This window comes from Mycobacterium parmense (assembly GCF_010730575.1).
In the GTDB taxonomy this organism is placed as follows: domain Bacteria; phylum Actinomycetota; class Actinomycetes; order Mycobacteriales; family Mycobacteriaceae; genus Mycobacterium; species Mycobacterium parmense.
This window is the reverse complement of the sequence record NZ_AP022614.1, coordinates 5,285,471-5,304,843: the sequence shown is the minus strand read 5'-3', so window position 1 is coordinate 5,304,843 and position 19,373 is coordinate 5,285,471. Positions and strand designations below refer to the sequence as shown.

Below are 19,373 nucleotides of genomic sequence, written 5' to 3'. Positions count from 1 at the left end.
CCGAAATTTGTTATCGTTGGAAACATGGATAGCGACAGGCCTCGCGCTTCAGGTGCCGAAACGGCAGAGAAGGTGCTGGAAGCCGCCGCGGACCTGTTGAGGTCCAACGGCATTGAGGCGGTCTCGACGAGGGCCGTTGCGGCGGCGGCCGGCGTGCAGCCGCCCGCCATCTACCGACAATTCGGCGACAAGCAGGGGCTTCTCGACGCCGTCACAGGGTTTGTGTTACAGAACTATCTGCAGGACAAGCGGCAAGCTGCCGTAACCGACGATCCCGTGCAGGACTACCGCGACATATGGGATCTTCATGTCGACTTCGGCCTTGAACACCCCGATTGCTACATCCTCGCTTACGTCCAGCCCCGACCCGGCAGTATGCCGCCACCGGGCCGCGAATCGCTCGAAATCCTGCACAGACTGATCTCTCGGATCGGCGATCATGGCCTGCTGCGGATGAGCGTCAAGCGTGCCGTGCAGTTCGCACACGCCGCCGCAATGGGCTTCGTCCTCAGCCAGATTCGTGTCCCGCCCGGTGAACGTGACCCTCAATTGTCGGAGGTCATGCGTGAAAGCAGCATCGCCGCAATGGTGATCGATGGATCGCGGCAGCCAGCTCCATCGGACCTTCCCGGGCGTGCGGTCGCATTGCGAGAGGCGCTGGTAGCCGACGCCAATGGCGAGTTGACGCCAAATGAAAAGGCGTTGATGGCCGAGTGGCTCGATCGCTTAGCCGATCGCTCGGCGAGCTGAGCGCGTTAAACGATTCGCGCCGGAGTTCCTCCTATGACTTATTGCAATTCCGTTGGCGCACAGCATTTCGAAGCGTTGGCCCAGTTCGTTTCGGCGCGCCTAGTCCCGATGGGGTTGTCGTGCGACAAGATTGACACCTTCCGTGCGGAGGCGCACTTCGCGAATCTCGGCATCGTGCAGTTGTCCAGTCTGCGAATCGGCAATGCATTCATCGCGCGCCGTACCAGAAAACACATCGCCAACGCCGGGCCCGAGTACCTCAAAGTTGTTCGGCAGATCGTCGGTACCTCGGTCGTATCACAGGGCGATCGCCAGGCCGCATTGGCGGCCGGGGACTTCGTCCTCTACGACACGACCCGTCCGTATCAAATCATCGGTAGTAGACAATGCCAGATGCAGGCCATGCTATTCGGGCGCGACGAATTACGGCTGCTGCCATCAGGATTAGAGCGCATTGTCGCTCGCCCGATAAGTGGGCGCGAGGGCTTGGGTCTGGTGGTATCACAGTATCTTTCCGGTATTGCCCGACAACTCCACGCCGGTGAGTGCTCCCGCTCGTATCGTCTTGGCGACGCCACTTTGAGTCTCATTGCTGCGCTATTCACTGAACGGTTCGGCTATCCCGGTGGAAGCGACCTCGGCGAGGGCAAAACCGGCCTGCTGCTACAAGTCCGAACGTATATCGAGCACCGGCTCGGCGATCCCAGACTGGACCTAGCCAACATCGCGGCCGCCCACCATGTTTCCATCCGTACCCTGCAGAAGCTCTTCGAAAGCGACGGACAAACGGTGACTGGGTGGATACGTGCCAGGCGAATCGAGCACTGCCGCAAGGACCTTGCGAACATCTCGCTTGCGGACGAGCCGATCAGCACGATCGCCTCCAGATGGGGTCTAGTTGATCCGGCACACTTCTCACGACTCTTCAAGACGACATACGGCTTAACTCCCCGGGACTACCGGACGAGCGCACTGAGTCTGCCCGAGACGGTGGCGGGTACCCTCGCGCCTGGCGGTGCCCACTTCAATGAGCTGTCCTGAGTAGACAGTGCACTGTTGGGAGCGGGATTCCGGTTGCCTGCGCCAGGCCAATCAGCCGCGCCGGTGCCAGCTCACCGACCTGATCCAACGGCTGCCGCCGCCCGCTGCGCCAAGCAGCGCACGGCTGGCACGGACGAGCGTTTTCACCGCCAGTCGATCGCCCGCCGTCTGGCGCAGCATCCGGATCTCGTCGACCTGCGCGGCCGTGATGTCGGCATACATGTGCTCAAGCCGTTCGCCGTAGTGTTCCTTGAGCCGGGGCCACAGCAACGTGCCCTCCCCGGAGAGCAATCCGTTCGCGACGGTGAAAGGTTCTGTCTCGATTAGGAAGTCGACCGGCACCTGATAAGACTGCAGTGCGGCCGCCGCGGCGGTCTGCTCAAGCGACTGGCGCAACGCGGCTTTGAGCGCTGGACTGTTGCCGTATTCGGCCAGCGCTACCGGGGCGGGCACAATCACGGCCAACAAGTTTGGCTGTTCACTGTTGCCGTACACGAAGATCTGTCGCACCAGTGCCGCCCCGCCGTACACCGCTTCCAGGCTCGCCACCGCGACGAACCCGCCCTGAGCGAGCTTGAGCAAATGCCCCGATTCATCATCCATCTCACTACCTGTCGCGATCACGGCACGATGATGTGGGTGGGATCGGGCCGCAGCTCCGGTGGGGCCTGGCTGTAATCGCCGAACGGGCCGTCGCGGCGCTCGACGGCGGCCCGCACCCCCTGCGCCTCGGCAATCTGGATGAAGTCGAGCGCATCAGGGGTGTTGCGCATCAGGCCGTCCAGAATGACGCCCAGCGTCTGGGTGGAGGCCAGGCCCATGTTCTCGTAGGCCTGGTTGACGATCAACTTCTGCGCCCGCAGTTGTGACAACGGGATTTGCGCCAGCTCGGCGGCGATCTCGGCGACGCGAGTCTCGAGGCGCTCGAATGGCACCGCCTCATTGATCAACTCGACCTCCGCGGCCTGCACGCCAGTCAGCGGCCGACCGGTCAATGAGTGCCATTTGGCCTTGGCCAGGCTCAGCCGGTAGAGCCACATGCCCGTCAGATAGACCCCCCACATCCGGCTGTACGGGGTCCCGATCACGGCATCATTGCTGGCGATCACCAGGTCAGCGCACAGCGCGTAGTCACTGGCCCCGCCCACGCACCAACCGTGCACTTGGGCGATCACCGGCTTGGACGCCCGCCAGATGGCCATGAACTTCTGCGTTGGCGCCGTCTGTCGCGCGGTGGCCATCGCGAAATCCTTGCCCGGATCCCACTTCCCATCGGTCATCATGGCTTCCCCCCAGTGCTGGAAACCGCCGGAGAAGTCGTAGCCGCCGGAGAAGGCCCGGCCGGACCCTCGCAGCACGATGACCTTGATCCTCGAATCTCGCTCAGCGAGGCCGATGGCCGCCTCGATCTCGTCGGGCATCGGCGGGACGATGGTATTGAGCCGCTCCGGGCGATTCAACGTGATGGTCGCGACCGGGCCGGCCGTCGTGTACAGCAGCGTCTCGAATTCGGTTGTCGACATACTCATTTCGGTTCCTTATTGGTCCCAAGGGCTGGTTGTTAGGCCAAAGCATGCACACACCATCTGTGTGAAATACGAACTGCCATCTAGACACCACAGCAGACAAACTGCCCACGCCGTTCGTTCGCGTCCAAGCGGTGCGCGGCGCGTCAACTCATGTGCGTCCACGTACAAAACCGATTCAGCCCCCCGCCTACGAACGGTCGATGCAGGCCCATGAGCGAAGATATGGGTTTCACCGACGACATTGGACAGCCTGGGTCGACGGCGACAAGCTCAGCTCAACGGTGAGGTTCAGCTGCGGGCAGCTTGGGGTGTCTCGTTTTTCTAGCAATGGGAACAGTTGTCAAGCGTGGGTGTGCGGTGGGTGAGGCGACGCGTGCCGCGCTGGCCGCATGGGGTGAGGCGTTCAGACCGGCGTCGGGGCGAGTTGGGGGATCCGGCGGCGCAAGCTGACCTACGCGTGCTTCGGACCGATAAACAACTCCAGGACTGGACCGAAGTCACTGGTCGACAACGCGTGCAAGTACAGCAGCGGCAGCACCTCGGTCGTTTGCGGCGACTTACGCGACCACGCTGGCATCAACGATCGGGGTTCACGCGGCGGTCGTTTATCCGCGGTGCCTTCACGACGATCGGCCCCACGGGCGTCTCGGATGCGGATCTCATCGAGCTTGCTCAGGAAGGATCGCTACAGTGCCCACTGTGGAACGCGTACAGGTCGACACCGCACTCGGTGAAATTTGCGTTCACATCGACGGGTCCGGGGAAGCGATCCTGTTCTGGCCCAGCCTGCTGATGACTGGCGACATGTGGGCCGGGCAGTCCGACCACTTTGCCGACCGCCACCGCGTCGTCCTGATCGATCCCCCCGGACACGGCGGCAGCCAAAAGCTCACCGCGACTTTCACCTTCGAGAAGTGCGCACAGTGCATCGTCGACATTCTCGACCACCTCGGCATCGGCAGCGCCCACTTCGTCGGCAACTCATGGGGCGGAATGATCGGCGGCACCTTCGCCGCCCTCCACCCCGACCGCGTCCGCCGAGCCGTGCTGATGAACTGCACGGCATCGGTAGCCGGCGCCAGGCAGAAGGTCGAGTACGCCATCATGCTACGGATGGCCCGGTTGCTCGGCGGGATCAAGCCGCCACTGACCCGATCGGTTCTCAAGAGCTTCCTGGGCCCGACCACCTTCCGGACGCGGCCCGATGTCGTCGCCTATGTCCGCACCAGGGTCACGGGCAACGACGTGGCGTCATGCTCATGGGCGGTGCGCAGCGTGGTCCCCTTGCGGCCCGACCAGCACGCACTTCTGGCTCGCGTGACGACGCCCGTGCTGGTGGTCGCGGGAGCCGAGGACACGACGTTCCCCAACCATGAGACGAAGGCCATGGCCGACGCCATCCCCGGCGCCACGTTCGTCGTCCTGGACGGCGTCGCGCACCTCGCCGCACTCGAGGACCCAGCTCTGATCAACGCGCTGGTCGAGGACTTCCTGGCGGAGTGACGCCCGTCGGCGCCGTACACCGCTGCCCGCCACGGCATCCCGCGAGAGTTCGAAGCCGTAGCCCAGGTCCCGGCTACGTTCGCGGGCGGCGACCGACACGATCAGTTCGTGGTGGTGCTGCAGGTGCCAGGCGATGGTGTGTGCGCCGTTGTCGAGGCCTTTGCTGGTGAGCTCGGCGCGCAGCTGCACGATCACGTCGATCGTGGCCTGCGCCAGGCGGGTGGGGCTGGTGTGCGGCCGACACAACCGAGTGCAAGACCCGTGTCGATGCAGGTAAAGAATGGTGGCCAGGGGCGGGATCGAACCGCCGACCTTCCGCTTTTCAGGCGGAGTTCTGGCCTACACCAATGTGTTTCAGCCGGTCAGACCAGAAGCGCAACCGGCATTCGGACGTGTTGGATCAGTCGGTCTGGCTCGTTGGCCCCATGTTGGCCCCATGAGATAACCCAATCTGCGTGGCAAGCCGATCGGGTTACTTGGTCGGTAGAAGCGGACTTGGGCGAAGTCTTAGTGCGATGGTTTTCGCTTACCGAACAGAGCGCGGCGGTCCCGGCGGATCTCATAGAGACGCCAACTGAACTATCGACCGCAACTGAAAGGCTGGATGCAGTCCAATTTGCTTGCGTGTGGTCCGATGGGCACCACCGCGCGCATCCCAATCTAGAGCAGTTTCACCGGCGCTGGCTCAAGCACTAGGCCCCACGGCGTGGTGACGTTGAGGAGCGGTTCGGGCGGCGGGTCGGTGAGCGCGATGGGGTCTCCGGCCAAGCTCGCGGTGCCGCGCCCCTCGAAGAGTGCGACGCAAGCGTTGCCGTCCAGGCGGGACGGGAACCGGACGGCGCCGGCGCCTCGGTCAAAAAGGTCCGCGGCGATCGTCTGCGTGATGGCGCGGCGACTGGTGGTGATCTCGCGCAGATCGAGGTGCTGCAGGTCGTGCTCGAGCAGCAGTTCGACGTGGCGATCCTCGATCTCCTGGCGTGTGGGCACGTCGGTGAGATCGATCAAGGGGCCATCGAGCTTCAGGACTGTGGGAACGAGGGCGTGCTGTATGCGCCACTGCGCAGTGACCGGCTTCTCAGTGAAGTCTTGGGCAGCCTCAGGTCCGTAGCGCTCAACATGGCGGCGCAGCGCGCCGAGGTTCGGCCGGAAGTCGGCTAGCACCTCGCGAAGACACGTTTCCGCCAAGTCAGCACAATAGAGCGTGCGGAACCGGCGGTAGACGTCGTCGAAACGGTGACTGAACTGGTACAGCTCCAGCGGAGTGAAGCCGAGCGGGTCAGCGTAATAGCCGACCCGCCACAGGGTTCGCCCCTGCTCGGGCGCCGCGATCACGACTGGAAGCTGGCGACCTGCCGTGCAGCCCGGACAACCATCGCGAACTCCGCGGTGTCGACCGCCGCACCGAGCACCTCGATCGGCGCGCGATCGTCCAAGCGCGTGTTGGTGCCAAACAGCCACGCCCGCGCCGTCTTGTCGTCGTAAGCATCGACGAGCATCCTGACGACCTTGTAGCCCTCACGTAACCGGCGCTCGGTCGCGCCGTGAGGTTCCGGGCCGCCCTTGCGCGCGTAGCGGCCGATTTGCTTGGCGTCAGCCAAGCCCGCCATCGCCGCCGCGACGCGCTGGCCGACGGCCTCTTGCAGATACGCGGCGATCTCGCGGATCGAAAGCGTCGCTGCCTCATCATCAAGCCGCTGCGCCGCAGAGACGGTCAAGACTGGCATATCGCACCTCCACGTTGATCTACCTGAGACGCTACCACATAAACACCTGAGAACACACCCTGAAGCTACACCTGATAGCCACCAGGCCTGGCCTACGGTTCGCGGTTGGAGCCGTTGAATCAGCATGTTCGCGCAAAAATGCCGCCAACGACGCCGCTCACTGGCCACGATTCGACCTCTAAGGTATGAGCTAACCGGTCACCGTCTCCTCCAGTGCGCACGGTCTCATAGCTGCACGTCAGCGAGGTTCAGCCGTTCCCGCTGTGACGCTCCGTCCCTCTTGTTCGCATCGGTTCCACCGTGTTCTGTGGCCAAATCCGTGGCCATTCCAACAGCCATAAGTGGGCCCATGCGCAACCCGCGGCGCGAGCCGTCGCGGGTGACACGATTACAGATAAGCCGCGAACGTCACCACGAGAAGATCGGCGAGCGCGTCCGAGCCACCTAGGCGTAGAGACTCATCCACCGTGCGATGGTCGGCTCCATGCGCTCGGGCACGAGCGAATCCGCGTCCCGTTGATCCCGCCGTACGTTCCTGTCGGGGTCGCTGAGCAACCAGATGGTTCGCGCCGATGTCTCCATCGCCGAACGGCATAGTTGCATTATGGACGACGCGTAGAGGTTCCTCGTCGTCGTCCGTTGATCTACGAGCAACGCGGCCGCGTACAGGTTCTCCGTGGCGCTCATCATCGGAATCAAACACTCCTCGGTGACCGCTGTCCGTTATAACCGGATCTGGGGCATTCTCAATGAAGGCGAGGTCAACGCACTATCTGAACGATATCGTGATAGCATCGCTCTGTGGCGCAGATTCTCATCCGTCAACTTGAGGACGACACCAAGGCCAAATTGCAGCGACTAGCCCGTCAACACGGTCGCAGCACCGAGGAGGAGGTGCGCGAGATCTTACGGAACGCAGTCCGGCACGTCGATAATCCGCCTGGGCGGCTCGGGTCTCGTATCGCGTCACGCTTCAAAGGCGTGGGCCTGACCGAGGACATACCCGAACTGCGGGGACAGCCCGTCCAGCCGGCACAGTTCAACGAATCATGATCGTGCTGGACACCAATGTGCTCTCCGCGTTGATGCGGGACACACCCGATCCGGCCGTCGTGGAATGGCTCGATAATCAGCCCACCGAATCAATCTGGACGACATCGGTAACAGTATTCGAGATACGCACTGGTATTGAACTTTTGACGCCAAGCCGCCGACGCAAGCGGCTCGACGAGATCTTTTCTCAACTCCTCGACGAAGACCTTGATGGTCGTGTGCAATCCTTCGACCTGACGGCTGCGTTTGCCGCTGGGACCATCGCCGCCACCCAACAACGAGGTGGGCGTGCGGTGGAAATTCGTGATGTGCAGATCGCCGGCATCGCCGCGTCCCGGCACGCAACTGTGGCTACCCGCAATACTCGCCACTTCGACGGAACGGGCGTCGACCTGGTCAACCCCTGGGACTGACGTCGTGCCCCAGATTCATTGAGAATGCCCCAGATCCAGTGATAACGGACAACCGCCGCATCCCCCGCCGGCACTAAGGGATACGCCTCCTTAAAAGCGGCGTCGTCGCCGACAAACGGGCTCCCCGGCTCAGGATGGTGCGGGTGCAGTCCCCACTGCCGCAATTCCGCGCACGCTTGGCACGGTTGCCGATGCGGTCCAGCACGCCGTTCGTCGCCAAATTGACCAGTGCTTCTATCATCTGCTGATCCGGCTGCATAACGAGTCTCCTATTACAACACCAAACACGCCCTGGCTGCGCGGTACGTTCACAATGCACCTGTCCAACGACAAGTCCGGGGTGTTCAAGGGCGCGCCGGCCATTGAGTAACAATTGCGACGTTGCATTTCGTAAGGCGGACGCCCGCGTTGGAGTCTGGGACCTAAGGGGACAATCGGCTTCCCACGCAGCGACTTCCACGTCAGGCAGCGGATTATCGAAGGTGTCGGAAACTGAGAGATTCTGTAGCTGGCCGAATTGACGCGGTGTGTTTGTTGAAGCTTGCATATCGGGCGGCGGTGGCTCGTCCCAAGCCTTCGCCATCAACGTCGGATCGTCGAGGTCTCGGCAAGCGTCGGCTGCTCGGCGGAGCTGTTCCGCTGTCATCCGTTCTGCAGGCTTGTGCCGCGGTGCCTTATCGGACATTGGTGACCCTGAAGATCTCTGATCGTAAGCGGATGGGCGTAGGTTGAACTCTATCTTGGTGGTCAATTCGTCACGGTGCCAGTTCTCCCCAGTTGCGTCCAGCAGAGTGGTGTACGAGCCGGTGATGACCGGCGTGTCGTAGCCGGATGAATGAAGGTCATCGCGTGATTCTTCGAGGGACCGACCAAAGTCACTCGAGCAAAGGAATCAACGCGATGACCATTGCCCACGATATCGACCTGTCTGCCGTGCTGGCCGAACGACTCACCACCACGCACCCTGATGTGCTGCGCGAGTTGTTGGCCGCCTTCATTCACGCCCTGATGGGCGCCGAAGCCGACGCGGTGTGCGGTGCCGGCTACGGCCAGCGCAGCAGCGAGCGCACCAATTCCCGCAACGGGTATCGGCACCGCGAGTTTGACACCCGCGCAGGCACATTGGATCTGGCGATTCCCAAGCTAAGGCAAGGTTCGTACTTCCCGGACTGGCTGCTGGAACGGCGCAAACGCGCCGAGCGGGCCCTGACCACGGTGGTGGCTACCTGCTACCTGCTGGGCGTTTCGACGCGGCGGATGGACAAACTCGTCGAGACTCTGGGCATCACCAGCTTGTCGAAGTCCCAGGTCAGCGTGATGGCCAAAGAGCTCGACGCCGCGGTCGAGGCGTTCCGGACCCGGCCACTGGATGCAGGCCCGTACACGTTCATGGCTGCTGACGCCCTGGTGCTCAAGGTTCGCGAAGCAGGCCGGGTGGTCAACGTGCACGCGCTGATCGCCACCGGGGTCAACGCCGAGGGCTACCGCGAAATCCTGGGCATCGACGTCACCACCGCCGAGGACGGGGCCGGCTGGCTGACCTTCCTGCGGTCGCTGACCGCCCGCGGCCTATCAGGGGTCCGTCTGGTCACTTCCGACGCCCACGCCGGTCTGGTGGCCGCGATCGGCGCCACCCTGCCTGGGGCATCGTGGCAACGGTGTCGCACCCACTACGCCACCAACCTGATGGCCATCACTCCGAAATCATCGTGGCCGTGGGTACGCACACTACTGCATTCGGTCTTCGATCAACCTGACGCCGGTTCCGTTGCAGCCCAATATGACCGCATCATCGACGCACTGGCCGACAAGCTCCCCAAGGTCGCCGACCACCTCGAAGACGCCCGCGCCGACCTGCTCGCCTTCACCGCCTTCCCCAAACAAATTTGGCGGCAGATCTGGTCCAACAACCCACAAGAACGACTCAACAAGGAAATCCGCCGGCGCACCGACGTCGTCGGAATCTTCCCCGACCGCAACGCCCTAATCCGCCTCGTCGGCGCGGTGCTGGCCGAACAACACGACGAATGGGCCGAATCCCGCCGCTACCTCGGCCTCGACGTCCTCAGCAAATCCCGCGCCGACCACACGCCATCAACAGAACAGGAGGACACCCCGGCGGCACTGACCGCCTAAACCACCAAGTCGAAGAATCACACGACGACGTCGTACACCACGTCCCTGGACTTGACCTTCTCCCCTGCCGCGTAACACTCGGAAAGATGGCAAACGACATGTGCCACAGTCGGGAGCAGGCGGAGCAGGTCAAGGCTAGGTTGGCCGAGTGGCTGGCGCCACCAATGGTCGGGACGACGGCACTGACTGAGCGGCACCGCCCGCAGACCGCCGGCATCAAGCGAATGGCTCGGCCGTATAACCACGCGCTGACCGTCGCATATCTCTGCCCCACCTGTGAGAATTGAGCTGACAAGGCAGCTAGAGACGGATAGGTCCCTTTGTGAGCACCGATGGCCGCGAGCCTGACGACGAGGCCGGCGCGGAGTTCCTGAACGGCTTCGTCGATAGGTTGATTCTCGGGGGCGGGCGTGTGGACATGGGCCGCCGGCGCTCCGAACCAGTTGCGCCACCATAGCATGTAGTACAACTATGTAGTACATTATTGGTATGAGTGAAGTACCTCTCCGAATGCTCAACCAAGAGACGGCAAAGGTCTTGGCCCGCGTCAAGCGTGGCGAAGAGATCACGCTTACTGAGCGCGGGGAAGTCATCGCCCGAATAATCCCCGCTACCGCCGGCCCACTGGATGCGTTGATCACTGCCGGCAGAGTGCAACCGGCGACGCTGGCCGGCCCAGCCCCGCGGCCGACCGTTCCGATGCACGACAATCTCGACGCCGGCGCGCTATTGCAACGTCTGCGCGCCGAGGAAAGGTATTAGCCGGTGATCTACCTGGATACCTCGGCTCTGGTCAAGCTGATCCGGATCGAAGTCGAATCTGATGCTCTAGCTGACTGGCTCGATGAACGCACCGAAACACGTTGGATAACATCTGCCTTGGCTGAAGTGGAGCTCCCCAGAGCCATCCGCGCAGTCGCCCCAAATGGCTTATCTGCTGTCCCCTCTGTGCTGGCCAGACTGGATCGGTTCGAAATCGACCAGGTCATCCGCGCCACCGCGGCCGCCTACCCCGATCCGGCGCTGCGCTCGCTCGATGCGATACACCTGGCCACCGCTCAAATCGCCGCATCCACAGCACCATTGACCGCCATGGTCGCCTATGACAGTCGACTCAGCGACGCCGCCCGTGCCCTCGGGATAACGATTGTCACACCTGGAAGAAACTCATGAACGGCTCAGGAGGAGAACACATGTCAGCACGTTTCTATGATGAGACCGTTTTTCAAGCGTGGCAGCGCGGTGTAGAGATCGCCGGTCCCCGATGGTTCGCCGACGGCCAGACTTCCCCGGACAGCGCGACCAGCAAGTGGGATCTCTCGCCGAGGGTCGACGAGATCCGATCAGCTATCGGATGGCTGTCCTCGGGCGAAGCGATGTTCCTTGCGGCGATGGTGAGCTTTTACAACTCTGAGCCCGGCGGCGAACTCTTGCGATCACTTGGCGCAAATGGCCTCAGCGACATTGCTGCCAGCCTCGACGAATCACGCCGACAAGTCATCGCCGACCTGCCCCTTGCCTACGCCGGCTGGTGAAAACCTCGCCGGCCGTCACTCCCACGGCTTCCCGCTACAACCCGCCGCAAAGGACAACCCATGGCTGACCTGCCAACTCGTCCCGAACTATTCGAGAACGCCCGCGCCTGCATCGACGAAGTGAGATCAGCGCTCAGCGCGGCGCGCGACTGGCTGCGCTCGGACTGGCAGCTCCTGGGCACACCACTGACTAAGGAGGCCGGCCAAGCTCGGGTGGCCATTTTGGAATCGATCGGCGAGGCCAAGGACCTCATCGACGCGATGAAGCGCACTGCAGCCTCGATGAAGCGGCGCAGCACGGCGTTGCGAGCGCGCGGCAGAAACGCCAGGCGACCGCGCTGTCTGGTGCGCCGCGCAGCGCGATGAACCGCCCGCCTTGCCCGCCGCGACCCGTTGCCGACCTGGTGGCCGGATGTGAACGGGCGCTGGCTCGAAGATGGTGGAAGATGGTGACCGCAAGACATCGTGCGTTGCGTGGTGGACCGCCCGTCACGCCTCAATCACGAACTTTGCGACTGGGCGCGCGCACCAACACTTCATGCTCGGCATCATGGGTGGCCGCTTCAGGCGCCAGGCGTGTTCGGCAGCCGACCGTCATACCCGCCGACGAGCGGTCGCCCGGCCACGATGTGCGCGACTCGGGCGACCGGTCCCAATCACCAAGCAAACGTCCTCTCCCGAGGCTTCGGGGTGCGTCATCCGCTTGCCCCGCATGTCGACATCCGTTGCTGCGCGGCTAGCGGCCACGCCAGTCAAATGTCGATTCCCGCTGCGGTGCCTACCTCAAAATCCCGGCAATCCCGGCAGGGTGAAACCACCGCCCGCGCCGGTGGAAGCGCCGCTCCCAGCGCCGCCCGGACCGGTCAAACCGCCCGACGTGCCAGTACCGAAGCCGCCGCCATTGTCGTTGAAAGCACCGGACCCGCCGGTCGACGCCCTGCCCCCACCGATCGGGGTGGACACTCCACCAGACCCGCCGCCCCCAACTGTGATCCCTGGGTCTGGCTCATCCGCCCAGGCAGCGCCCGCGCTGGCTATCGGGATGAGCCCGGCGGCCAAAGCTGCACCTGCGGCCATGCCGAGCTTGATCGTGATACCGCGGCGTCGTGTCTTGCAAGTCATGTTCCCCTCCGAATTCATGGATCATTAGATGATCGCGTTATGATCGGCGCACTTGTCGTGCGTTGCACAGTCACTTAGGTGGTAATGGGGCTCACCTCCATTCCCACAACTGGATTCCCACAACTGGTGATAGCAATGCCACCAGCTGTATGAACTTTGGCTATGCAATGCAGCTTAGCTACTACAGAAAGTGAGCGTCAAGCCAATTGGGCTACCTTGTTTGCAAAGTGATTCATATTCATAAATTCAGTGTTTCAGTAGACACTGACTTCCACACCTACAATCGTATATTGCAGCAGTTCAACAACCATGTACTGGTGTACTGACATGCGCCAATTCGCGTCTGCGTACTTACTGATATCGAGCACAACGTGAATCATTCAGGCCAGAGTCTGACTTGATTACGATTATCAGAGTTTCAAGGTGCCAGCAAACTAGACTTACTCGGTTGGTGCCCGATATCTGCAGAAACCTTTCTTCCTAGAATTCAGTATCGCTGTTGGCCAAAAATCGCTCCCTGCGTAGTCCGATCAGCAGTCACACCTCGCCGCGTGCACCTAGACCGTCCCCAACACAGGGCCTCAGCAGACGCCCGCCGGCAACTCATCGCCGACGACGCGCGAGGGGTGCCGCGCCTCACCTTGGGCCCAAGTGCAGGACCCCTCATTGATCCGCGTACTGATATGCAGATCTACTGAAACGCACCCGAAGAGGGGATCGCCGCAATGAGCACCGGCCGCAGCCGCATCGAATCGAGCGCCGCACCGTCCCACAGAAACACCGCGGCTGCCACCCCGCCCTCACCTACAGGCACCGGGCCGACCGAACGCCTCATGACCATCCGGTAGACAGGCGACCAACGAACACGCCGAACCGTCGACCTATCACTTGGCACACACCCGGGTCTTGACATCTGGCAGCGAGATGCCGCCGACCGCCTCGGACTCGCAGGATGCAGGCGGAAATAACCGGATTCTTCTCTGGACAAGCTCGACGCAATCCACGCCGTCCTGCATCGCTTCCCCGTGTACAAGCCGATCATCGCCGCGGTCAACGGCACTTGCGTGGCGGGCGGATTCGAGATGTTGAGCTCCACCGACATCCGAGTGGCCGTGCCCGACGCACGATTCGCGGTGATGGAGCCGAAGCGCGGTCTTTTCGCAGTGTCTTGCCCGTGAGGACACTCGCGGCGGCAAGGGCACCGCCGATCGTGACGTAATGACTTAGGGCCGGTCCACGCGGCAGAGGTGTGAGGTGTTGACGACGGGGTGGGTTCTACTCAACGTCGCAACACCGACGGATCACTCGAGACTAACAGGGCAGCGAATAGATCGGCGGGGCAACGGTCTTGGAGGACTATGCGGGGGCGATGGTTGAGTTCGTGTTCGACGGCCAACAACTGCTCCGGCGGGTGGCTGATGAGGGTGACGCCCTTCGGGAAGTAGTCGCGCAGCAGTCCGTTGGTGTTCTCGTTCGTGCCGCGTTGCCAGGGTGATCTGGAGTCGCAGAAGTAGACGGGCGCGCCGAGCTTGTCGGTGGTGGCAAGGTGGCGCGCCATCTCGGTGCCCTGGTCCCAGGTGATCGACCGCATCAGCGTGGGTGGCAGATCCTTCATGCGGGCCACCAAGGCCGCGTGCAGGGAGTCGGCGTCACTGCGAGGCAGATGCACCAACCGCAGCATCCGGGTCTGGCGTTCGACCAGAGTGCCGATCGCCGAGAGGTGGTTATTACCGATGATAAGGTCGCCTTCCCAGTGGCCGGCTTCAGACCGGTCGACAGCCGAGAAGGACCGGTCGTGGATGGTGAGCATCGGCTGCTGGAACCGCGGCCGCCGGCAACTCTGGCGGTGATGCGCTCGGCGGTGATCTCGACCGGTGCGCAGCGGTGAGCGTCGGTGCGGCGCTAATCGCGAGGGCCGCATGAAACGTGAATTCGGTTGATAGACAGCTTGATAGATGCTTTCGTGGCATAACCACATCGATGAATCATCGGGGAAGCGGTGGCGGAGGTGACGGCTGATCTGTTGGGGGCTCCAACGCTGAAGAAGCAGCTCGGCGACCGCGTTACCGAGCTGGTCGTTGGTGTCGACCCGACGGCGGTGGTGACGTGCTCGTCGCGCGGTGGCTCGCCGGTGGGCATCGAAGGGCTGATATCCGCGGCCGGCTGGTGCGTTGCGCCGTAGCTCCCTCGAAATCGTCGACGGCGCTCGACCGAGTCGGGTGGCGATCGTCCGCACCCTCAGCCCTGAGTGATGCAGATCGGCGATCTCGATGCGCTCGTCCTGGGACAGGTATCGCGTGCTGATCTGGCGGACCGCTAGTCGATCTAGCGGCGGGACGAACCCGACCGCGACGCCGTTGCGGTAGGTCTTGTAACCGCGTGTCCAGTTCGTCGCAGCGGACCGGGACACACCGACTTCGCGGGCCGCGGCCCGCACGCTCCACCCGCGAGCCCGCAACTCCATGAACCGCTGACGCTTGGCCGACTGCGGACGACGTCCCGGCCCCTTCTTCACCCGACGCGACGATGCCAACACAACCTCCAGAATCTAGAGAAGTGTTGCGACCGCACCTAGAAACCACCGCGTCGACACGGGGTCAGTTTTCAGACGACGCCGACAACTGTGGCGTTTGCCCTGGGCTCGTTTCCGGTCGTAGAAGGCACGCGATGCTGGACTGGTGCGGAGACTGTTGTGGGCAGCCATGTAGCAGGCTCGGAGTAAGCGCCGGTCATACCTGCGTGGACGTTTCAGGTTGCCCGTGACGCGCCCGGAATCGTGTGGCACTGGTGAAAGACCAGCGATGCCCGCAAGCCTATCCACGGTCTCGTAGTTAGCTAGATCGCCGTTAATCGCGGCCACGAATTCCGCCTCCTAGCAACGGGCCGAATCCGGGCATCGCTGATTTGACTCATGGTGCCGCCCACCCGGATCCAGTCATCGTCATTCATGCGCCCCGAACGCATATCCGCAAGTTTGACCCTCGCTTCGGCCGCCAGCAGCCGCATCACAATTTCGGACTTACTCATTTCCAACGAGAAGATGACACTGGCCATCCGATGTCTGAGCGAACACGATCGCATGAAATCCAGTGCTAGAACGGACTTTTCCAACGCCCGGACGAGCCGCAACGGTAACCATGGTTCCTGGCTGAAGCCCGCAGGTGATCTCATCGAGATCAGCGAATCCGGTCGGCACGCCCCGCGCCAGACCGCCATTGGTAGCGATCGTGTCCAACTCGTCGAGTGTCGGAGTCAGCAAGTCCTCTAACGCGACAGTGTCCTCGCTAGGTCGTGTCCCTGCCGCGGTGTAAAAGAATCCGGACGTAGGTTCCCTCGAAGACCGGCCAGTCTGATGGAAGGAGCCTACGTCCGTGTCGAAGAGGGTATCGCCTGTGCAGCGGTTGCAGGCAGAAATTGATGGTGTGTTCGCCGGCGGCGAGGACCTGGCGGGCGCGATCGAGGAAGTAGCCCGGCTTGGTGCCCGGTTGCTGCTGCAGACCGCCATCGAGGCCGAAGTGGCCGCGTTTTTGGGCCGGGACCGCTACCAGCGGACCGCGAGCTGTGCGGACGCCCGCGCCGGGATGCGCAACGGATACTGCCCGACCACGGTGAAGACCACCGCGGGACCGGTGACGCTGGCACGGCCGAAGATGCGCGGCACCACCGAGCGGTTCGCCTCCCAGCTGTTCGGCAAGGGAGTAACCAAGACCAACGCATTGGAGGCATTGGTGATCGCCGGGTTCGTGCGCGGGTTGTCGGTCCGCGACGTGGAGGCCACCCTGGTCGAAGCGCTCGGCGAGGCCGCCGCGGTGTCGAAGTCGACGGTGTCGCGCATCTGCGAGGACATCAACGGCTCAGTTCGAGCAGTGGAGCGCTCGCCGCCTCGACGACGTCGAGCTCGATTACCTGTTCCTGGACGGGTCGCACTTTAAATACCACGCAGGCGCCTCAGCCGAGCCGGTACTGGCCGCGTGGGGTATCGACACCGACGGCAAACCGGTGTTCGTCGGGCTTGAGGCGGCCTCCTCGGAATCCGGTGCGGCCTGGGAAGGGTTCTTGCGCGGGCTCGGCGAACGCGGCCTGGCGTGCCCACTGCTGGTGATCAGCGACGGCGCACCCGGGCTGATCGGCGCGGTCGAGACCACCATGGGCGCGGCGTTGCGGCAGCGGTGTCTTATTCATCGCGCCAGAAACATCCTGGCCAAGGTGCCCAAGAATGCCCAAGCTGACGTCAAAGCCGATTATTGGGCGGTCTTCGACCTACCAGCCGATGTCGAACCCGGCATCGCCGCGGTCAAACTCGCCCAAAACAGGACCGACGCGTTCGCCAAGCGCTGGCGCGACTCCTACCCGGCCGCAGTGCGGGCCCTGCTCGATGACCGCGACTCGCTGACCGTCTACCTGCGGTTTCCCCGTGAGCATTGGCCCAGGGCCCGACACTCCAACTTCATCGAACGCACCTTCGGCGAAACACGGCGCAGAGTCAAGGTGATCGGCCGCCTGCCCGGCGAGTACTCCTGCCTCACACTGGTGTGGGCCGTACTCGACCGCGCCAGCGCCGGATGGCGCGGGTTCACCATGACCCCGGCCGGGCTGCGGCTGCTGGCCGACCTACGCAGATCGCTGCACGACCCACCGACCGAACTGCCGCAAAGGAATCCGCAAAATCACACCGAAACTGGCCTGGTGCCAACCGAGCCTGTCAGCGCTACCGCATAGACTCATGAACGCAAGCGAACGATCGATCTGCGCGACGAGTTGGGCAACCCGGTCGATCCCGGTTCTCACTGCTAATTTCCTTTCGTCGTTTGTCTCATTCGGTCCAGATTCGGGCCGAATGCTGCGTTGTTGTTGGTGTTCATGGTCGGGCGGGTGGTGCGATTAGGTGTTCTGGACCGGATGCGACAAGCTGCTGTCGGCGTTTCATGGCGCCGTAGTGAACAAGGTCTCCTCCGGCAGCGGCAGTTGGATGGCCAGGCCTTTGCGTTGGCCACGGTTGACGTGGACGGCGTTGAGCTCTCCGCGGCGGATTCGATCCAGGACGGTCTGTTTGGCCACGCCGAGTCGGCGGGCAGCCTGCTCGAGCCCAACCCATCCGTCGGGTGTGTCTGGGGTGATATTGGCGCGTAGCTCGGGGTCGATGCGGATCCGCCACGGGTCGCCAGGGCGATGTTGCTCGCCGTGGATGAAGCCGCTTGCCAGCCACCGGTAGAGAGTGGCGCGGGAGGTGCCCCAGCAGCGTCTCGGCTTCGGCGATACTGACCATGCGTACATCGTCGCCGACGGGTACGACAGGCTCGGTCGGCCCGGCGATACCGTGTTTGCGGCGCAGGCTGCCAACCCGGTCGCGGGTGAACGCCAGCCCGGTCGCAGTCATCACGCCCTGCCGTGCGAGCAGACGCGCGATCGTCGCGTCGTCGTAGTGGGCTGCCAGCCGCCGAATGCGCTCCAGCGTGTCGGCCTCGGTACGGATCGCGCTATCGACGGCGCGCTGAAACAACTCACCAAGCTGCGGTCAATCCACGAGCGACCGGCGAGCGTCCAAACCCGCCGACAGGCGGGCCACTGGGAGGGTGACCTCATCGTCGGCGCCCAGCAGCGGTCGGCGGTCGCAACGCTGGTGGAACGAAAGATGCGTCTAACACTGCTGATTCGACTGCCGAATGGACATTCGGCACAGCATGTCGGGGATGCCCTGATCGCAACGTTCACCCAAATGCCGGTCAAACTGCGCCGGACCCTGACTTGGGACCAGGGCAACGAGATGTTTCATCACAAACGTATCGAGGCGGCGACAGGGCTGAAGATCTACTTCGCCGACCCACACTCACCTTGGCAACGCGGAAGTAATGAGAACGCCAATGGGCTTGTACGCCAATACTTACCAAAGGGCACCGACCTCAGCATCTGGGACGACGGCCAACTCCGGCAGATCGCCGATGAACTCAACGACCGCCCACGACTGTGCCTCAAGGACAACACCCCGACCGAACTTCTGCGACGATGGGAGCGTCAGTACACACTTCACTGATTCGCAACGATGAGTGGAATCCGCCCGGGCACCAGTGGCCGGTTACACCAGTCGGTCATCTCGGCGACTACCTTGTCGGTGATCCGCGAGATCGTGTCCTTGGATACCGTGGCGCCGTAGACGTCGGCGAAGTGGGCAGCGACCTCACCGGTGGTCAATCCCTTTGCCGTGAGTGACAATACGATCTCGTCGATACCCGTCAGCCGACGCTGACGCTTCTTGACAATCTGCGGCTCGAAGCTGCTGTTGGTGTCGCGAGGCACTTCGATCTCGACGGCGCCGATCTCGGTGAGCACCGTCTTGGCCCTGGTGTCGTTGCGGGAGTTCCCGCTGCCGCGCCCGGCAGGGTCGTGCTTGTCATAGCCCAGGTGCTCGGCCATCTCGGCATCCAGCGCGGTCTCCAGCACGTTCTTGGTCAACTGATTCAGCAGCCCGTTCGGGCCGACCAGCTCGACACCCTGTTCTTTTGCCTGCGCCAGCAGCTGCTCAGCGAGCTGCCGTTGATCCAGTTCCATCGCCACAGGATCGAGTGTTTC

At 62.9% G+C, this 19,373-nt stretch carries 20 protein-coding genes and 5 pseudogenes; 14 read left to right on the top strand and 11 right to left on the bottom strand.

The annotated features are described in order from the left end of the window. Nucleotides 1-24: 24 nt before the first annotated feature. Both G6N48_RS24560 and G6N48_RS24555 read left to right on the top strand, forming a co-directional pair. Complete coding sequence (locus G6N48_RS24560; protein WP_085271218.1) at nucleotides 25-750, top strand: TetR/AcrR family transcriptional regulator; 726 nt, start codon at nucleotides 25-27, stop codon at nucleotides 748-750. Between the two features lie 33 nt (nucleotides 751-783). Next, nucleotides 784-1,791: an AraC-like ligand-binding domain-containing protein gene (locus G6N48_RS24555; RefSeq protein WP_085271217.1), complete on the top strand. Its 1,008-nt coding sequence runs from the start codon at nucleotides 784-786 to the stop codon at nucleotides 1,789-1,791. A 51-nt stretch (nucleotides 1,792-1,842) separates the two neighbouring features. Here the strand turns inward: G6N48_RS24555 and G6N48_RS24550 are convergent, their stop codons facing one another. The 3 genes and pseudogenes from G6N48_RS24550 to G6N48_RS24540 all read right to left on the bottom strand — a co-directional run. Next, nucleotides 1,843-2,394, bottom strand: a complete 552-nt coding sequence (locus tag G6N48_RS24550) for a hypothetical protein (RefSeq protein WP_085271216.1) — start codon at nucleotides 2,392-2,394, stop codon at nucleotides 1,843-1,845. A 17-nt stretch (nucleotides 2,395-2,411) separates the two neighbouring features. Further along, the gene (locus G6N48_RS24545) at nucleotides 2,412-3,314 is read right to left on the bottom strand and encodes a crotonase/enoyl-CoA hydratase family protein (protein ID WP_085271215.1); all 903 of its coding nucleotides are present in this window, start codon (nucleotides 3,312-3,314) and stop codon (nucleotides 2,412-2,414) included. Between the two features lie 472 nt (nucleotides 3,315-3,786). Continuing rightward, nucleotides 3,787-3,965 (bottom strand): annotated as a pseudogene (locus tag G6N48_RS24540) (IS256 family transposase); the annotation flags it as partial. Nucleotides 3,966-4,019: 54 nt separating this feature from the next. Between G6N48_RS24540 and G6N48_RS24535 the strand changes: the two are divergent. Then, nucleotides 4,020-4,823, top strand: coding sequence for an alpha/beta fold hydrolase (locus tag G6N48_RS24535; RefSeq protein WP_085271214.1), 804 nt, complete (start codon nucleotides 4,020-4,022; stop codon nucleotides 4,821-4,823). 660 nt (nucleotides 4,824-5,483) lie between these two features. Here the strand turns inward: G6N48_RS24535 and G6N48_RS24530 are convergent. Together G6N48_RS24530 and G6N48_RS24525 are read right to left on the bottom strand one after the other, a co-directional pair. Continuing rightward, nucleotides 5,484-6,155: an RES family NAD+ phosphorylase gene (locus G6N48_RS24530; RefSeq protein WP_007168496.1), complete on the bottom strand. Its 672-nt coding sequence runs from the start codon at nucleotides 6,153-6,155 to the stop codon at nucleotides 5,484-5,486. Then, nucleotides 6,152-6,547 (bottom strand): hypothetical protein, encoded by a 396-nt coding sequence (locus tag G6N48_RS24525; protein WP_007168495.1) that lies wholly within the window; start codon nucleotides 6,545-6,547, stop codon nucleotides 6,152-6,154. Before G6N48_RS24525 ends, G6N48_RS24530 begins: the two co-directional genes overlap by 4 nt. 801 nt (nucleotides 6,548-7,348) lie before the next feature. Between G6N48_RS24525 and G6N48_RS24515 the strand changes: the two genes are divergently transcribed. Beyond that, nucleotides 7,349-7,600 carry a FitA-like ribbon-helix-helix domain-containing protein gene (locus G6N48_RS24515; RefSeq protein WP_007168493.1) on the top strand — a complete coding sequence of 84 codons (252 nt, stop codon included), beginning with the start codon at nucleotides 7,349-7,351 and terminating at the stop codon, nucleotides 7,598-7,600. Further along, the gene (locus G6N48_RS24510; RefSeq protein ID WP_007168492.1) at nucleotides 7,597-8,013 is read left to right on the top strand and encodes a type II toxin-antitoxin system VapC family toxin; all 417 of its coding nucleotides are present in this window, start codon (nucleotides 7,597-7,599) and stop codon (nucleotides 8,011-8,013) included. Before G6N48_RS24515 ends, G6N48_RS24510 begins: the two co-directional genes overlap by 4 nt. Nucleotides 8,014-8,086: 73 nt before the next feature. Here G6N48_RS24510 and G6N48_RS24505 read toward each other — a convergent pair whose 3' ends face one another. Then, nucleotides 8,087-8,272: a hypothetical protein gene (locus G6N48_RS24505; RefSeq protein WP_132160383.1), complete on the bottom strand. Its 186-nt coding sequence runs from the start codon at nucleotides 8,270-8,272 to the stop codon at nucleotides 8,087-8,089. Between the two features lie 641 nt (nucleotides 8,273-8,913). Between G6N48_RS24505 and G6N48_RS24500 the strand changes: the two genes are divergently transcribed. From G6N48_RS24500 to G6N48_RS24480, 5 genes are all read left to right on the top strand, one after another. Continuing rightward, entirely contained in the window at nucleotides 8,914-10,149 is a 1,236-nt protein-coding gene (locus tag G6N48_RS24500; RefSeq protein WP_042909891.1) for an IS256 family transposase, read from the top strand. 489 nt (nucleotides 10,150-10,638) lie between these two features. Beyond that, entirely contained in the window at nucleotides 10,639-10,911 is a 273-nt protein-coding gene (locus G6N48_RS24495; RefSeq protein ID WP_033711258.1) for a type II toxin-antitoxin system Phd/YefM family antitoxin, read from the top strand. Between the two features lie 3 nt (nucleotides 10,912-10,914). Beyond that, nucleotides 10,915-11,322 carry a type II toxin-antitoxin system VapC family toxin gene (locus tag G6N48_RS24490; RefSeq protein ID WP_007168487.1) on the top strand — a complete coding sequence of 136 codons (408 nt, stop codon included), beginning with the start codon at nucleotides 10,915-10,917 and terminating at the stop codon, nucleotides 11,320-11,322. A gap of 20 nt (nucleotides 11,323-11,342) precedes the next feature. Next, nucleotides 11,343-11,684: a hypothetical protein gene (locus G6N48_RS24485; RefSeq protein ID WP_007168486.1), complete on the top strand. Its 342-nt coding sequence runs from the start codon at nucleotides 11,343-11,345 to the stop codon at nucleotides 11,682-11,684. 60 nt (nucleotides 11,685-11,744) lie between these two features. Further along, nucleotides 11,745-12,050 carry a hypothetical protein gene (locus tag G6N48_RS24480; RefSeq protein WP_007168485.1) on the top strand — a complete coding sequence of 102 codons (306 nt, stop codon included), beginning with the start codon at nucleotides 11,745-11,747 and terminating at the stop codon, nucleotides 12,048-12,050. Between the two features lie 1,447 nt (nucleotides 12,051-13,497). Here the strand turns inward: G6N48_RS24480 and G6N48_RS28750 are convergent. After that, entirely contained in the window at nucleotides 13,498-13,620 is a 123-nt protein-coding gene (locus tag G6N48_RS28750; protein ID WP_255250777.1) for a hypothetical protein, read from the bottom strand. A gap of 211 nt (nucleotides 13,621-13,831) precedes the next feature. On the opposite strand from G6N48_RS28750, the gene G6N48_RS28745 reads away from it, so the two are divergent. Next, complete coding sequence (locus tag G6N48_RS28745; RefSeq protein WP_007168480.1) at nucleotides 13,832-13,984, top strand: enoyl-CoA hydratase-related protein; 153 nt, start codon at nucleotides 13,832-13,834, stop codon at nucleotides 13,982-13,984. A 101-nt stretch (nucleotides 13,985-14,085) separates the two neighbouring features. Here the strand turns inward: G6N48_RS28745 and G6N48_RS24465 are convergent, their stop codons facing one another. The 3 genes and pseudogenes from G6N48_RS24465 to G6N48_RS28485 all read right to left on the bottom strand — a co-directional run. After that, the gene (locus tag G6N48_RS24465) at nucleotides 14,086-15,339 is read right to left on the bottom strand and encodes an IS30 family transposase (RefSeq protein ID WP_420492649.1); all 1,254 of its coding nucleotides are present in this window, start codon (nucleotides 15,337-15,339) and stop codon (nucleotides 14,086-14,088) included. 72 nt (nucleotides 15,340-15,411) lie between these two features. After that, nucleotides 15,412-15,706, bottom strand: a pseudogene (locus G6N48_RS24460) (transposase); the annotation flags it as partial. Beyond that, nucleotides 15,699-16,101 (bottom strand): annotated as a pseudogene (locus tag G6N48_RS28485) (DnaB-like helicase C-terminal domain-containing protein); the annotation flags it as partial. The pseudogenes G6N48_RS28485 and G6N48_RS24460, both read right to left, overlap by 8 nt. A 76-nt stretch (nucleotides 16,102-16,177) precedes the next feature. On the opposite strand from G6N48_RS28485, the pseudogene G6N48_RS29070 reads away from it, so the two are divergent. The 3 genes and pseudogenes from G6N48_RS29070 to G6N48_RS24435 all read left to right on the top strand — a co-directional run bounded on the left by G6N48_RS29070 (nucleotide 16,178) and on the right by G6N48_RS24435 (nucleotide 18,837). Then, nucleotides 16,178-17,525, top strand: a pseudogene (locus G6N48_RS29070) (IS256 family transposase). Between the two features lie 126 nt (nucleotides 17,526-17,651). After that, complete coding sequence (locus tag G6N48_RS24440; protein ID WP_007168476.1) at nucleotides 17,652-17,936, top strand: hypothetical protein; 285 nt, start codon at nucleotides 17,652-17,654, stop codon at nucleotides 17,934-17,936. Between the two features lie 97 nt (nucleotides 17,937-18,033). Beyond that, nucleotides 18,034-18,837 carry an IS30 family transposase gene (locus G6N48_RS24435; protein WP_225589814.1) on the top strand — a complete coding sequence of 268 codons (804 nt, stop codon included), beginning with the start codon at nucleotides 18,034-18,036 and terminating at the stop codon, nucleotides 18,835-18,837. A 32-nt stretch (nucleotides 18,838-18,869) separates the two neighbouring features. Here the strand turns inward: G6N48_RS24435 and G6N48_RS24430 are convergent. Further along, nucleotides 18,870-19,352, bottom strand: a pseudogene (locus G6N48_RS24430) (transposase); the annotation flags it as partial. Nucleotides 19,353-19,373: the final 21 nt, after the last annotated feature.

Bases quoted from the DNA above. Each gene is read 5' to 3' on its own strand.
- G6N48_RS24560 (WP_085271218.1), top strand. From the start codon at position 25: ATGGATAGCGACAGGCCTCGCGCTTCAGGTGCCGAAACGGCAGAGAAG.
- G6N48_RS24555 (WP_085271217.1), top strand. From the start codon at position 784: ATGACTTATTGCAATTCCGTTGGCGCACAGCATTTCGAAGCGTTGGCC.
- G6N48_RS24550 (WP_085271216.1), bottom strand. From the start codon at position 2,394: ATGGATGATGAATCGGGGCATTTGCTCAAGCTCGCTCAGGGCGGGTTC.
- G6N48_RS24545 (WP_085271215.1), bottom strand. From the start codon at position 3,314: ATGTCGACAACCGAATTCGAGACGCTGCTGTACACGACGGCCGGCCCG.
- G6N48_RS24525 (WP_007168495.1), bottom strand. From the start codon at position 6,547: ATGCCAGTCTTGACCGTCTCTGCGGCGCAGCGGCTTGATGATGAGGCA.
- G6N48_RS24510 (WP_007168492.1), top strand. From the start codon at position 7,597: ATGATCGTGCTGGACACCAATGTGCTCTCCGCGTTGATGCGGGACACA.
- G6N48_RS24505 (WP_132160383.1), bottom strand. From the start codon at position 8,272: ATGCAGCCGGATCAGCAGATGATAGAAGCACTGGTCAATTTGGCGACG.
- G6N48_RS24500 (WP_042909891.1), top strand. From the start codon at position 8,914: ATGACCATTGCCCACGATATCGACCTGTCTGCCGTGCTGGCCGAACGA.
- G6N48_RS24495 (WP_033711258.1), top strand. From the start codon at position 10,639: ATGAGTGAAGTACCTCTCCGAATGCTCAACCAAGAGACGGCAAAGGTC.
- G6N48_RS24485 (WP_007168486.1), top strand. From the start codon at position 11,343: ATGTCAGCACGTTTCTATGATGAGACCGTTTTTCAAGCGTGGCAGCGC.
- G6N48_RS24480 (WP_007168485.1), top strand. From the start codon at position 11,745: ATGGCTGACCTGCCAACTCGTCCCGAACTATTCGAGAACGCCCGCGCC.